12 protein-coding genes and 1 pseudogene are annotated in these 12,933 nt (G+C 71.0%); 6 read left to right on the plus strand and 7 right to left on the minus strand.

Annotation, left to right across the window (positions count from 1 at the left end; genetic code table 11):
- Positions 1 to 199 (plus strand): annotated as a pseudogene (locus tag DVH02_RS27525) (MFS transporter); the annotation flags it as partial.
- 139 nt (positions 200 to 338) lie between these two features.
- On the opposite strand, the gene DVH02_RS27530 reads toward DVH02_RS27525, so the two are convergent.
- Complete coding sequence (locus DVH02_RS27530; protein WP_114626562.1) at positions 339 to 1,163, minus strand: maleylpyruvate isomerase family mycothiol-dependent enzyme; 825 nt, start codon at positions 1,161 to 1,163, stop codon at positions 339 to 341.
- 185 nt (positions 1,164 to 1,348) lie between these two features.
- Between DVH02_RS27530 and DVH02_RS27535 the strand changes: the two genes are divergently transcribed.
- Complete coding sequence (locus DVH02_RS27535; protein ID WP_114626563.1) at positions 1,349 to 2,164, plus strand: carbon-nitrogen family hydrolase; 816 nt, start codon at positions 1,349 to 1,351, stop codon at positions 2,162 to 2,164.
- A gap of 235 nt (positions 2,165 to 2,399) precedes the next feature.
- Here the strand turns inward: DVH02_RS27535 and DVH02_RS27540 are convergent, their stop codons facing one another.
- Together DVH02_RS27540 and DVH02_RS27545 are read right to left on the minus strand one after the other, a co-directional pair.
- Positions 2,400 to 2,879, minus strand: a complete 480-nt coding sequence (locus tag DVH02_RS27540; RefSeq protein WP_114626564.1) for an LURP-one-related/scramblase family protein — start codon at positions 2,877 to 2,879, stop codon at positions 2,400 to 2,402.
- A 207-nt stretch (positions 2,880 to 3,086) separates the two neighbouring features.
- On the minus strand, positions 3,087 to 3,533 hold the full coding sequence (locus DVH02_RS27545) for a MarR family winged helix-turn-helix transcriptional regulator (RefSeq protein ID WP_114626565.1): 447 nt from the start codon (positions 3,531 to 3,533) through the stop codon (positions 3,087 to 3,089).
- A gap of 57 nt (positions 3,534 to 3,590) precedes the next feature.
- On the opposite strand from DVH02_RS27545, the gene DVH02_RS27550 reads away from it, so the two are divergent.
- Positions 3,591 to 4,166 carry a DUF6790 family protein gene (locus DVH02_RS27550; RefSeq protein WP_114626566.1) on the plus strand — a complete coding sequence of 192 codons (576 nt, stop codon included), beginning with the start codon at positions 3,591 to 3,593 and terminating at the stop codon, positions 4,164 to 4,166.
- A gap of 126 nt (positions 4,167 to 4,292) precedes the next feature.
- Positions 4,293 to 6,113, plus strand: a complete 1,821-nt coding sequence (locus DVH02_RS27555) for an NHL domain-containing thioredoxin family protein (protein WP_114626567.1) — start codon at positions 4,293 to 4,295, stop codon at positions 6,111 to 6,113.
- Between the two features lie 162 nt (positions 6,114 to 6,275).
- On the opposite strand, the gene DVH02_RS27560 is transcribed toward DVH02_RS27555, so the two are convergent.
- The 3 genes from DVH02_RS27560 to DVH02_RS27570 form a co-directional block, all read right to left on the minus strand.
- Entirely contained in the window at positions 6,276 to 6,500 is a 225-nt protein-coding gene (locus DVH02_RS27560; RefSeq protein ID WP_114626568.1) for a DUF6458 family protein, read from the minus strand.
- Positions 6,501 to 6,724: 224 nt separating this feature from the next.
- Positions 6,725 to 8,026, minus strand: a complete 1,302-nt coding sequence (locus tag DVH02_RS27565) for a M18 family aminopeptidase (protein ID WP_114626569.1) — start codon at positions 8,024 to 8,026, stop codon at positions 6,725 to 6,727.
- 385 nt (positions 8,027 to 8,411) lie between these two features.
- Complete coding sequence (locus DVH02_RS27570) at positions 8,412 to 10,238, minus strand: acyl-CoA dehydrogenase (RefSeq protein ID WP_114626570.1); 1,827 nt, start codon at positions 10,236 to 10,238, stop codon at positions 8,412 to 8,414.
- 192 nt (positions 10,239 to 10,430) lie between these two features.
- Here DVH02_RS27570 and DVH02_RS27575 point away from each other — a divergent pair, with 192 nt between their 5' ends.
- Both DVH02_RS27575 and DVH02_RS27580 read left to right on the plus strand, forming a co-directional pair.
- Complete coding sequence (locus DVH02_RS27575) at positions 10,431 to 10,943, plus strand: SseB family protein (RefSeq protein WP_114626571.1); 513 nt, start codon at positions 10,431 to 10,433, stop codon at positions 10,941 to 10,943.
- 269 nt (positions 10,944 to 11,212) lie between these two features.
- Positions 11,213 to 12,166 carry a pirin family protein gene (locus DVH02_RS27580; protein WP_114626572.1) on the plus strand — a complete coding sequence of 318 codons (954 nt, stop codon included), beginning with the start codon at positions 11,213 to 11,215 and terminating at the stop codon, positions 12,164 to 12,166.
- A gap of 84 nt (positions 12,167 to 12,250) precedes the next feature.
- Here DVH02_RS27580 and DVH02_RS27585 read toward each other — a convergent pair.
- Positions 12,251 to 12,933: RDD family protein (locus DVH02_RS27585; RefSeq protein WP_147286142.1), on the minus strand; the 683-nt coding region annotated here is incomplete at its 5' end.

Here is a 12,933-nt window from a genome sequence, read left to right on the forward strand (position 1 = left end):
CGCGTCGATGACGACGCTGTTCGCGGTCGGGGTGCTCCTGGACGCGACCGGCGACAACTACCGGATCGCCTTCTCGTCCGTCTTCGTCCTCGAAGCGGTCGGGGCCGTACAGATCCTCCGGCTGCGCGCCCGCACCGCGCGCCGGGAGCGCGAGCGGCTGGTGGCGAGCCGGGTGGAGGCCGTGCACGTACCCGTCTGAGGCCGGGTCGGGGGCGAGCGCTGCCCGTCCGGGGCGAGGGCCGGGGGTACGTGCCGTCCCGCCCGGCCGCCCCGCTCAGCCGCCCGTCCCTGCTCAGCCGCCCGGCCGCCCGTCCCCGCTCAGCCGCCCGCCCGAGCGCCTACGGCGTCACCGCGAACTCGCGCAGGATCGCCGCCGCCAGCTCCTCGTCACCGTCGATCTTGATCTGGTCCGCGACCGCCGCCGGCCTGACCCGCCCGCACGCCAGCCGGAAGTACGTGTCCCAGTCCGTCGCCAGCGTCACCACGGGCCCCAGCGACGGCGAACCGTCGATCGAGCCCCGGCCGTCCGCGTTCACCCTGACCGTACGCAGGAACTCCAGCGGGCCCGTCACGTCGATCACGACCGCCGAATTCGGCGGCGCCCCCGCGTCCTTGGCCACCACCTTCGGCAGCGCGGCCAGCAGCACGTCCCTGGTGATCTGGGCGCCGGGTGAGTCGATGTTGCCGGGCCTGCCCAGCGCCGTCCGCAGATCCTGCTCGTGCACCCACAGGTCGAACGCCCGCGCCCGCATGGCGGATTCCAGGGTCTGCTGGGTGCGCAGCGGCGCCGGGACCATGGTCTCGGGCGAGCGCGTCTCGTTCCTCATCTGCCGGTTGCGGCGGATGATCGTGTACTCCAGCTCCGAGACGATCTCCGGCGCGGTGTGGTGGCGCCGGACGTCGACCTGCATCTCCATGTAGCGGGTGAACTCGCTCTGCACATGGTAGAGATCGCGTGGCAATGAGTGAATGGGCCGTGGATCCCCGAGCATCTCGCACTCCATGCCGATGACATGCGAGACGATGTCCCGTACGGACCAGCCGGGGCACGGCGTGCGCCGGTTCCACTCGCCTTCGACGAGTGGCTGCACCAGCTCGACTATGGCCTCGATGGAATGGGTCCAGGCATCGGCGTAGTTCTGAAGGCTGGGATGGACGGTCACGGGACCCCTCGGCGGTTCTGCGGTACGCGGGCTGGCTTGCTAGGCGGGCGGGCTACGGCTGTACGGCTGCGGGCTGCGTAGGAGGCTCGGCAGCTAAGTTACGCTGCCCGATGGCACCCCGGCAGTGCTTTCGTGTGACGATCGTAGGCCCGTGTTGACGGCTCGAATGCCAGGACGGTGGTACTGTGCGCGCTTCCCTGCTCCAGATCGCAGTAGACCCGGACGAATCGGCGGATTCCCGCAGGCGCCGTGTTGCCGCGCTGGTACGGGAGCGGCGTGGTGTCGATCTCGTCGTCCTGCCGGAGCTGTGGCCCGTCGGCGCTTTCGCGTATGAATCCTTCGCCGCGGAGGCGGAGCCGGTCCAAGGCCCGACGTTCGCGGCGGTGTCGGCGGCGGCGCGTGACGCGGCGGTCTGGCTGCACGCCGGGTCGGTGGTGGAACGGGCCGCGGACGGCCGGTTGTACAACACCTCGCTCGTCATCTCCCCCGCCGGTGAACTGGTCCGTACGTACCGCAAGATCCACCGCTTCGGCTTCGACAAGGGCGAGGCGACGCTGATGGCCGCGGGCGACGCGCTCGTCACCGTGGAGCTGCCCGCGAGCGGCGCCGGGCCGTCGGTCACCCTGGGCCTCGCCACCTGCTACGACCTGCGCTTCCCCGAGTTGTTCCGCGGGCTGACCGACGCGGGCGCCGAGCTGCTCGTCGTGCCCGCGGGCTGGCCCGAGCGCCGACGCGCGCACTGGACGCTGCTGGCGCGGGCCCGCGCCGTGGAGAACCAGGCGTACGTCCTGGCCTGCGCCACCGCCGGTACGCACGCGGGCGTGGAGCAGTCGGGCCACAGCCTGGTCGTGGACCCGTGGGGCGAGGTGCTCGCCGAGGCGGGGCCGGGCGAGGAGGTGCTGACGGTCGAACTCGACCCGGCGACGGTCGCCACGACCCGCGAGCGGTTCCCGGTGCTGCGGGACCGGAGGCTGGGACTGGCGCCTCCGGCCGGTCTCTGACGGTCTCTGACGATCTCTGGCGGTCCCTGACGGCCCCCTGACGGTCTCTGACGGTGAGGGTCTCTGGCGGTGCCTGACGGAGCGTTACGGTCTCTGATGGTGCCTGACGGAGCGTGACGTGTGCGGCCTCCGGCGCGGCGACCGCCGCCGTATCGGATGTCGTCCGGTGCCGTCCGATGTGCCGTATCCCGGCTGCCCTACGCACCGCATTGACGTTCCGTCAGCCGCCCTCGCGCTACGCCTCCGCCATCCGGATCACGCACACCGCCACCGCGATCAGCAGCGCGTGGTCCGCGTCCTCCCGTACGACATCCACCCCGTACGTCTCCCGCACCCGCAGCCAGCGGCGAGAGATGTGCGCCAGCAGCTCGCCGTCGTACTCGACCGCGAACTCCCGGTCGAGGATCTTCCCACTCACATCCAGCTCGCTGCCGTCGGCCAGCTCTACGCGGTAGTGGTTGCGCAGCAGCGAGAGGTGCTTCTTGCGGATGGTCGCGAGCGTCTCGTCGTCCCGCTCGATGTTCATCGTGTCCCGCAGGGTGATCAGCTTCCTGCGCAGCGTGATCAGCACCCGCCCCGACGGGTCCTTCAGCTCCAGGGTGTCCCGCAGCCGCAGCGCCTTGCCGTCGACCAGGAAGGCCTGCCGGCCCTGTTCGTCCTCGATCCAGTAGTCGTCGCCGATCGCGAAGATCTTGTCGCGCACGAGATATTTCATGCCGGACGCCTACCCCCGGGAAGCGGTCCGATGACCGTACGGACGAAGGTGCACGCGTACGGGTGGCCCGGGTCCCTCCACTCCGGGACGGGTCCCTCCATCCCGGCACGGTCCCTCCATCCCGGCACGGGTTCTCCATCCCGGGAAGGGTTCTCTCTCCCCCAGGACGGGTCCCTCCTACCCCGGCAGGGCGGAGACGGCCCCGCGTCAGGGGGCGCCGGGCCGGGAGCCCTGGGCTGCCGACTCAAGGAGCTGCGCCAACAGGGCGGTGTCGCGCAGATACCGCTCGTACGGGAAGTCGGCTTCGAGCAGGGCGTTGCGCAGCGCGTCGTAGAGCGGCTTCGCGCTGCCGTGGAAGGCCGTGCTGCCCGCGTCGGTGATGCCGACCAGGCGTCGCCGTCCATGCTCTGGATCGGGGCGGACGCGCACGAGCCCGGCCGCCTCCAGCGGGCGCAGCGCCCGGCTGATCGCCGGATCGGACACCGACAGTGCCTGTGCCAGCTGGTGCTGAGTCACCGGCTGGATGTCCTCCAGCGTCCCCAGCAGCCGCATCTGGCTGTAACTCAGTCCAGCGGGGCCGTCGTCGCGCTGTCGCGCGGCCTCTCCGAGCAGGAACACCACGCGATGCAGCAAGTCAGCCAGTCCGTCGTCCATGACCCGAGCATATCAGTGTCTTGCGTAGTTAATATTAACCATGCAAGACTGGTTGTCATGATGGAGATTCCTTACATCGCGCAGTCCGCGTTCCCCCTGTTCTGGTTGCTGGTGGCGGTCCTCGGCGCGCTGATCCGCACCCGGCACAGCCCCTCCCGCCAAGCGGCACTGGAAACCTGGCAGCGGTGGTGGGCCGTCGCCGCGCTCGGCTGCGGGAGCCTGTGGATGACGTTCGCGTTCGTCGCCGCCCCGGACGTGATGGCCACCGCGATCGGCTTCCACCGGACCCCGTTCGAGTTCGAGATCGCCTTCGCCAACCTCGGGCTCGCCGTCATGGGCTTCCGCGCCGCCTCGCCCTCGGCCACCGCCCGCGAGCGCATCACCATCGGTCTCGGCGCCGGCATGTTCCTCTGGGGCGCGTTGATCGGTCACGTCTACCAGTGGTTCGCCAACGGTGACCACGCTCCCGGCAACACCGGTGGAGTCCTGCTCTACGACCTGCTCATCCCCGCAGTCATGATCATCCTCGCCCGTCGCTCGCAGCGGCTGCCCACGGCCGGACAGTCCACTGCCGGACAGTCCACTGACGGGAAGCCCGCGGCCGGACAGCCCGCCACCGGAGTCCCCTCCTGAGGCCCGGCACGCCCGGCACGCCCGCAGCACGCCCGCAGCACGCCCGCTACGCCCGCGGCACGTGATGCGGGCGTAGCGGGGACGGGGCGTCGTGGCCACCGTGGTGGTAGTGGCACCCTTGACGTCATGAGCAAGCGTGCACGCGTCCGCGCCCCTGAACTGCGGGGGCGATCCTGGATCAATACCGGCGGCAAGGAACTGTCCCTCGCGGACTTCCGAGGTCGCACCTTGGTACTGGATTTCTGGACGTTCTGCTGTATCAACTGCCTGCACGTCCTCGACGAGCTGCGCGAGCTGGAGGAGAAGCACCGGGACACCCTGGTGATCGTCGGCGTGCACTCGCCGAAGTTCGTGCACGAGGCCGAGCACCAGGCGGTCGTGGACGCCGTCGAGCGCTACCAGGTGCACCACCCCGTCCTGGACGACCCCGAGCTGGCGACCTGGAAGCAGTACGCCGTACGGGCCTGGCCGACGCTGGTCGTGATCGACCCGGAGGGGTACATCGTCGCCCAGCACGCGGGCGAGGGGCACGCGCACGCCATCGAGCGGCTCGTCACGGAGCTGGAGGCGGAGCACGCGGCGAAGGGGACGCTGCGGCGCGGGGACGGGCCGTACGTGGAGCCGGAGCCGGTGGCGAGCGACCTGCGCTTCCCGGGGAAGGCGCTGGCGCTGCCGGGCGGGAACTTCCTCGTCTCGGACTCCACCCGCCATCAGCTGGTCGAGCTGGCGCCGGACGGCGAGCGCGTCGTACGGCGGATCGGCGGCGGCGAGCGCGGCTTCGGCGCCGACGCGTTCAGCGAGCCGCAGGGCCTCGCGCTGCTGCCCGACGGCAAGGTGATCGTCGCGGACACCGTGAACCACGCGCTGCGGACGTACGACCCGGTCAGCGGCGCGATCGAGACCGTCGCCGGGACCGGCAGGCAGTGGTGGCAGGGGTCACCGACCGCCGGGCCCGCCCTGGAGGTGGACCTCTCCTCGCCGTGGGACCTCGCCTGGTGGGCGGACCGGGTGTGGATCGCGATGGCCGGGGTCCACCAGCTGTGGACGTACGACCCGGCGACCGGGACCGTAGGGGTCGCGGCCGGGACGACCAACGAGGGGCTGGTCGACGGTGCCGCCGCCGAGGCGTGGTTCGCCCAGCCGTCCGGGCTCGCCGCGAGCGCGGACGGGGACCGGCTGTGGGTGGCCGACCCGGAGACCAGCGCGCTGCGGTACGTGGAGCGCGCGGGCGACGGGTTCGCCGTGCGCACCGCCGTCGGCACCGGCCTCTTCGACTTCGGCCACCGGGACGGCGCGGCGGAGCAGGCCCTGTTCCAGCACCCGCTGGGCGTCACCGCGCTGCCGGACGGTTCGGTCGCCGTGTCCGACACGTACAACCACGCGCTGCGCCGGTTCGACCCGGCGACCGGCGAGGTGACCACCCTCGCGACCGACCTGCGGGAGCCGAGCGACGCCGTGCTCGTCGGCGGGGACATCGTGGTCGTCGAGTCCGCGCGCCACCGGCTGACCCGGCTGCGGCTGCCGGAGGAGGCGGTACGGGTCGAGTCCGTCGCCCACCGCACCCGGCGGGCCGCGACGGAGGTCGCGCCGGGCGCGCTCCGGCTGGACGTGGTCTTCACCGCGCCGACCGGCCAGAAGCTCGACACCCGCTACGGCCCCTCGACCCGGCTGCTCGTCTCCGCGACCCCGCCCGAGCTGCTGGCCGACGGCGCGGGCGCCGGTACGGAGCTGAGCCGGGAGCTGGTGCTGGCAGGCCCGGACAGCGGCGTCACGGAAGGGGTGCTGCACGTCTCCGCGATGGCGGCCTCCTGCGACGACGACCCGTTGAACGAGTACCCGGCCTGCCATGTGCATCAACAGGACTGGGGCGTCCCCGTACACGTGACGGAGGCGGGGACGTCCCGGCTGGGGCTCGTCCTGGCCGGTCTCGACGCCGAAGAGGTCTGAGGCTCAAGGCTCGTACGGGGCTCACAGGCCCGCCCCGGGCTCAGGTCCACCCTGGGCTCCGGCCCGCCCTGGGCTCAGGTCCACCCTGGGCTCAGGTCCGCCCTGGGCTCAGGTCCGCCCTGGGCTCAAGGCCGAGCCCCTGGGCTCAGGCCCGCCCCGGGCTCACAGGCCCGTACGGTCGTCCCGCTCCACCACGGTCGGGGCGACCGGCGAGACGATGGCCCGACGGCGCCGGGCGATGCTGACGAAGGTGGCGATGCCGATGATGCCGACCGCCATCATGATCACGCCGACCAGATCGAGGTTGACGCTGTCGACCTCCCAGTCGGTCGCGAACGTGAGGATCGCGCCCACCGCGATGAGGAGAATGCAGCCGCCTATGCCCATGGATCCCGCCTCCTGAAGAAGAGTGGTGGCCGTACCGGGCCGTTGGGTCGGGTACCCCGGTGCTCACCCCCCATGCGGGCGGCTCAACACTCATGCGGGCGGCGGGACTTCATACCGGCGGTGGCCGTGGCGGTGGCTGTGGCCGTGGCCGTGGCGGTCGTGGTGGCCGTGGCGGTGGCGGCCGGTGGCCTGCGGGCCACGGCACGTCGGCCTCCGCCGAGCCGTCAGCCCTCCAGGAACGCCGTCAGCGCGTTGGCCAGCAAGTACGGGTCGTCCGCCCCGCACAGCTCGCGCGCGCTGTGCATCGACAGGATCGCCACGCCGATGTCGACGGTCTGAATGCCGTGCCGCGCGGCCGTGATGGGGCCGATCGTCGTGCCGCACGGCATCGAGTTGTTGGAGACGAACGACTGCCACGGCACGCCCGCCTTCTCGCAGGCCGCGGCGAACACGGCCCGGCCGCTGCCGTCCGTCGCGTACCGCATATTGACGTTGACCTTGAGGATCGGGCCGCCGTTGGCGCGCGGGTGGTGCGTGGGGTCGTGGCGGTCGACGTAGTTCGGGTGCACGGCGTGGCCGGTGTCCGACGAGAGACAGACCGTACCGGCGAAGGCCCGCGCGCGGTCCTCGATGGTGCCGCCGCGCGAGAGCACCGAGCGCTCCAGCACCGTGCCGAGCAACGGCCCGTCGGCGCCCGTGTCCGACTGCGAGCCGTTCTCCTCGTGGTCGAAGGCGGCCAGCACCGGGATGTACGGGAGGGAGCCGCCGTCGGCGCCCGTGACGACGGCGGCCAGCGCCGCCGTACCCGCGTGCACCGACAGCAGGTTGTCCATCCGGGGGCCGGCCAGCAGCTCGCGGTCCCGGCCGAGGTACGCGGGCGGCTCGACGGCGTGCGGCATCAGGTCCCAGCCGGTGACGTCCGCCGCGGCCACGCCCGACTCCTCGGCCACGAAGCGGATCAGGTCGCCCTCCTCGGGCTCCCCGAGCCCCCAGATCGGTTGCATGTGGCGCTGCCGGTCCAGCTTGAGCCCGTCGGTGTTCACCGAGCGGTCCAGGTGTACGGCGAGCTGGGGGACGCGCAGCAGCGGGCGGTCGATGTTGACCAGCCGGTGCGAGCCGTCGCGCAGGGTGATCCGGCCCGCGAGCCCCAGATCGCGGTCGAGCCAGGTGTTGAGCAGCGTCCCGCCGTAGATCTCCACGGCGATCTGGCGCCAGCCGTAGGAGCCGGTGTCCGGCAGCGGCTTCACCCGCAGGTTCGGCGAGTCCGTATGCGCGCCGATGATCCGGAAGGGTGTGTGCGGCTCGGCGCCCTCCGGCACGAACCAGGCGATGAGCGCGCCGCCGCGCAGCACGAACCGTCCGCCGGCCGACCCGTCCCAGGCGTCCGTCTCCCGCACCTGCCGGAAGCCCGCCTTCTCCAGGCGCTCGGCGGCGTTGGCCACGGCGTGGTACGGCGACGGGCTGGCCGCGAGGAAGGACTTGAGGTCGTCGGTGTGGCCGCGGTCGAAGCGGACGGAAGTGCTCATGGGTTCACCATAACGACGGGCTCCGACACCGGTCCGCGCACCGGCTGCGACGGCATGTGCCAAGCGCGGACAAGCTCCGCACAACGGAGCGGATGGGGAGGTGGGTGCGGATATGGGTGCGGACATGGGTGTGTGGATATGGGTGCGGACGTGGGTGTGTGGATATGGGCGTGTGGATATGGGCGTGTGGATACGCGTATGGGGCGGATATGGGTGTGGGCACCCCTCATGCCTGAGAGGTGCCCACACCCGATCCTGCGCGCGGTACCGGCCGTCACCCGGCGTCACCCGGCGCTCCAGCCGTCACCCGGCGGTCGGCGATCCGGCGGCTCACCGGGTGGTCCGGCCGTCACCCGGCGCACGTCCGGCTGCTTACCAGGCGGCTCTAGAACGCCGCCTCGTCCAGCTCCATCAGCGAGTTGTCGACCGACTCCGCGAGCAGCCGCTCCGTCCCGACGCCCGGCAGCACGTTCGCCGCGAAGAACTTCGCCGCCGCGATCTTGCCCCGGTAGAACGCCACGTCCTTCGTCGCGGCCGTCTCCAGCTTCTCCGCGGCCACGGCGGCACCGCGCAGCAGCAGATAGCCGATGATCACGTCGCCCGAGGCCATCAGCAGCCGCGTCGTGTTGAGCCCGACCTTGTAGATGTTCTTGACGTCCTCACCGGTCGCGGTCAGGTCGGCCAGCATCCGGGCGACGATCGCCTCCAGGTCACCGGCCGCCTTGGCGAGCGCCTCGCGGGCCGGGGCCAGCTCCGTACCGCCGGTGCCGACCGCGAGGAACGTCTTGATCTCCTCGGAGACCGTGTTCAGCGCCTGGCCCTGGTCGCGGACGACCTTGCGGAAGAAGAAGTCCTGGCCCTGGATCGCCGTGGTGCCCTCGTAGAGCGTGTCGATCTTGGCGTCCCGGATGTACTGCTCGATCGGGTACTCCTGGAGGTACCCGGAGCCGCCGAACGTCTGGAGCGACTCGGCGAGCTGCTCGTACGACCGCTCGGAGCCGTACCCCTTCACGATCGGCAGCAGCAGGTCGTTCAGCCCGTGCAGCGCCTTGGTGTTCTCGCCCTCGGCCTCCTTGACGGCGATCTCGTCCTGGACCGAGGCGGTGTACATGACGAGCGTGCGCATGCCCTCCGCGTACGCCTTCTGCGTCATCAGGGAGCGGCGTACGTCGGGGTGGTGCGTGATGGTGACCTTGGGCGCCGCCTTGTCGGTGAACTGCGCAAGGTCGGAGCCCTGGACGCGCTCCTTGGCGTACTCCAGCGCGTTCAGATAGCCGGTGGAGAGGGTGGCGATGGCCTTCGTGCCGACCATCATGCGGGCGAACTCGATGATGCGGAACATCTGGCGGATGCCCTCGTGCTTGTCACCGATCAGCCAGCCCTTCGCGGGGTGGCGGTCGCCGAAGGTCATCTCGCACGTGTTGGACGCCTTGAGGCCCATCTTGTGCTCGACGTTGGTGGCGTAGGCGCCGTTGCGCGCGCCCAGTTCGCCGGTCTCCCAGTCGAACTCGTACTTCGGTACGAGGAAGAGCGACAGGCCCTTCGTGCCGGGACCTGAGCCCTCGGGGCGGGCGAGGACGTAGTGAAGGATGTTCTCCGACAGGTCGTGCTCACCGGAGGTGATGAAGCGCTTCACGCCCTCGATGTGCCAGCTGCCGTCCGGCTGCTCGACCGCCTTCGTACGGCCCGCGCCGACGTCCGAGCCCGCGTCGGGCTCGGTGAGGACCATCGTGGCGCCCCACATCTTCTCGGCGGCGATCGCGGCGAGCTTCTTCTGTGCCTCGTTGCCCTCCTCGAAGAGGACGCCGGCGAAGGCCGGGCCGCACGCGTACATCCACACGGCGGGGTTCGCGCCGAGGAGCAGCTCCGCGTAGGCCCAGATCAGCGAGCGGGGCGCCGGGGTGCCGCCGATCTCCTCGGGCAGGCCGAGCCGCCAGTACTCCGAGTCCATGTAGGACTGGTAGCTCTTCTTGAAGGCCGCGGGGAGGGGAGCGGTGTTGGTCTCGGGGTCGAAGACCGGCGGGTTGCGGTCGGCGTCCGTGAACGACTCGGCGAAGTCGTTCTCCGCGATGCGCCCGACCTCGCCGAGGATGCTCCTGGCGGTCTCCACGTCCATGTCCGCGAAGGGACCCGTTCCGTACAGCTTGTCGCGCCCGAGGACCTCGAAGAGGTTGAACTCGATGTCGCGGAGATTCGACTTGTAGTGCCCCATGGCGACGACTCCGTATGGTCCGTATGGATCGGGAAGGCGGATACCTCGTACCTACCGGCGAGTACCAGCGGGTAGCTACGATGATGCTACCCATGGGTAATAAGACGCAACCCCGACCTGGTTTCTGTGACGAGGCGAACGCTGCGGTGGGCGCGGCTCGCGGGGTCGGTATTCCTCAGTACTCTTGCGCTCATGTACGGCTACGACCAGAGCCCTGGCGCCCAGCAGCAGTACGCGCAGCAGCCGCATCAGTCACACCAGCCGCACCAGTCGCATCGCGCGTCCGGGCAGATGGGCGGCGTCGCCGCGGGTGGCTACGCCGAGCAGCCGCTGTATCCGGAACCTTCCCCTCCGTCGCTGGGCGACGCCGTGCGGGCGTTCACCACGGGTTCGCTCCAGGCCGAGGACTTCCAGCAGATCTTCGCGACGTCGAAGGTCTACTGCCCGCGCGGTGACAACCCGGGCTTCCTGGCGCTGCACAACACCCAGCAGCCGGTGATCCCGATGTTCTCCACGCTCAAGGAGTTGCGGCGGTACGCGGGCAAGGAGTCGAAGTACTTCGTGATCACCGGTGCTGAGGTGATCGACCTGCTGCCCACCGGGTACGGCTTCGTGCTCGACATGGAGGGCGACCACCGGATGGTGTTCGACGCGAAGGCGGTCGAGCAGATGGTGGACTTCGCGATGCGCCGTATGTACGGCTGACCTGCCTGGCTCGACGGCTGACCTGCTTGTCTCGCCCGGCTGACCTGCCTGGCTCGCACGGCTGACCTGCTTGTCGCGCCCGGCCGACCTGCCTGCCGCGCCCGGCTGACCTGCTTGTTCCGAGTTCGCGCGCCCCGGGGCCCGTACCTGTCGTATCGGTGCGGGCCCCGGTCGCGTGCCGCGTGTCCGACGGCCGGGGAATCCCGACGCCTTGCGGGATGTTCACCGTTCAACTAAATTGTTGAACGAAACTTCCGAGGAGGCTCTCCATGCCCGCAGTGACCGTCGAAAACCCGCTGACCCTGCCCCGGGTGGCGGCTCCGGCCGACGCCGTGGCCCGCCCCGTGCTCGCCGTCACGACCGCGCCCAGCGGGTTCGAGGGCGAGGGCTTCCCGGTACGCCGCGCGTTCGCGGGGATACGGTACGAGCACCTCGACCCGTTCATCATGATGGACCAGATGGGTGAGGTGGACTACGCGCCGGGCGAGCCGAAGGGCACCCCCTGGCACCCGCACCGCGGCTTCGAGACGGTCACGTACCTGATCGACGGCAGCTTCATCCACCAGGACAGCAACGGTGGCGGCGGGACCATACAGAACGGCGACACCCAGTGGATGACGGCCGGTTCCGGGCTGCTCCACATCGAGGCGCCGCCGGAGGCGCTGGTGATGTCCGGCGGGCTGTTCCACGGCCTCCAGCTGTGGGTGAACCTCCCGGCGTCCGACAAGATGATGGACCCCCGCTACCAGGACATCCGCGGTGGCCAGGTGCAGCTGCTGACCTCCCCCGACGGCGGCGCGCTGCTGCGCGTGATCGCGGGCGAACTCGACGGACACGAGGGCCCCGGCATCACCCACACCCCCATCACGATGATCCACGCCACCCTGCGGCCGGGCGCCGAGGTCACGCTCCCCTGGCGCGAGGACTTCAACGGCCTCGCCTACGTCCTGGCCGGCCGGGGCACGGTGGGCACCGACCGCCGCCCGGTCCACACCGGCCAGACGGCAGTGTTCGGCGCGGGAGGCACCCTGACCGTGCGCGCCGACGAGACCCAGGACTCGCACACGCCCGACCTGGAGGTCGTCCTGCTCGGCGGGCGCCCGATCCGCGAGCCGATGGCGCACTACGGGCCCTTCGTGATGAACAGTCACGCCGAACTCAAGCAGGCTTTCGACGACTTCCAGGCGGGCCGACTCGGCACGGTCCCGGCGGAAGGCGCCTGAGGCGGGCGGGCGCGCCCGGGGCCGGGGGCCCGTCCGGCGGCCCCGGCGCCTCCGTCACTGCCGCCCGCGTCACGTGCGCCTCCGTCACGGCTGCCGCTTGACGACCACGCTGGAGACGACCTTGTCGTGCAGGCACTGGCGGTTGGGCTGGTCCCAGAGGCACCACAGGACGTTGAGCGGGCTGAGGATCGGTACGAAGGCCATCGGGATCGTCACCCAGTAGCGGGCCAGGGCGCGGAGGAGGGTGAGACTCTCCCCGCTGCCCAGCCGCGCCACGCGCAGGCCGCAGATCCGCTTGCCCAAAGTGCCGCCGTAGCGCCAGGTCATGAAGGGTTCGTAGCAGAGGAGGACGATGATCGCGGTGACCCCGAAGCACACCCCGATCGCCTCGGCCGCCGCGCTGCCCATCCCGAAGGCGTACTGCAGCCCGCCGCCGCTGCCGGTGAGGGCGAGCACCCCGAGTATCAGGATGACCGCGTCGATGGCGCGGGCGCCGAGGCGCAGGCCCGGCTCCGGGAGCAGCGCGTGGGGCGGGCTGCCGGGCGGGGGCGGGGGCGGCGGCGCCTGGACGAACCAGGTCGGGCCGGGCGGGGCGGGATATCCGGGCGCGGGCTGGCCGGGATAGCCGTACGGGCTCGCGGCCGGATAGGGGCCTGCGGCCGGATAGGGGCTCGCGGCCGGATACGGGCCTGCGGGCTGGTGCCAGCCCCCGGCCTGGTACGGGCTCGGGGCCTGCTGGTACGGGCTCGGGCTCGGGCCCGAGCCCG

Source organism: Streptomyces corynorhini (genome assembly GCF_003346515.1).
Lineage (GTDB): Bacteria > Actinomycetota > Actinomycetes > Streptomycetales > Streptomycetaceae > Streptomyces > Streptomyces corynorhini.

Excerpts from the sequence above, each read along its gene's own strand:
- DVH02_RS27540 (WP_114626564.1), bottom strand. The coding sequence starts at position 2,879 with ATGAAATATCTCGTGCGCGACAAGATCTTCGCGATCGGCGACGACTAC.
- DVH02_RS27545 (WP_114626565.1), bottom strand. The coding sequence starts at position 3,533 with ATGGACGACGGACTGGCTGACTTGCTGCATCGCGTGGTGTTCCTGCTC.
- DVH02_RS27550 (WP_114626566.1), top strand. The coding sequence starts at position 3,591 with ATGATGGAGATTCCTTACATCGCGCAGTCCGCGTTCCCCCTGTTCTGG.
- DVH02_RS27555 (WP_114626567.1), top strand. The coding sequence starts at position 4,293 with ATGAGCAAGCGTGCACGCGTCCGCGCCCCTGAACTGCGGGGGCGATCC.
- DVH02_RS27560 (WP_114626568.1), bottom strand. The coding sequence starts at position 6,500 with ATGGGCATAGGCGGCTGCATTCTCCTCATCGCGGTGGGCGCGATCCTC.
- DVH02_RS27565 (WP_114626569.1), bottom strand. The coding sequence starts at position 8,026 with ATGAGCACTTCCGTCCGCTTCGACCGCGGCCACACCGACGACCTCAAG.
- DVH02_RS27570 (WP_114626570.1), bottom strand. The coding sequence starts at position 10,238 with ATGGGGCACTACAAGTCGAATCTCCGCGACATCGAGTTCAACCTCTTC.
- DVH02_RS27575 (WP_114626571.1), top strand. The coding sequence starts at position 10,431 with ATGTACGGCTACGACCAGAGCCCTGGCGCCCAGCAGCAGTACGCGCAG.
- DVH02_RS27580 (WP_114626572.1), top strand. The coding sequence starts at position 11,213 with ATGCCCGCAGTGACCGTCGAAAACCCGCTGACCCTGCCCCGGGTGGCG.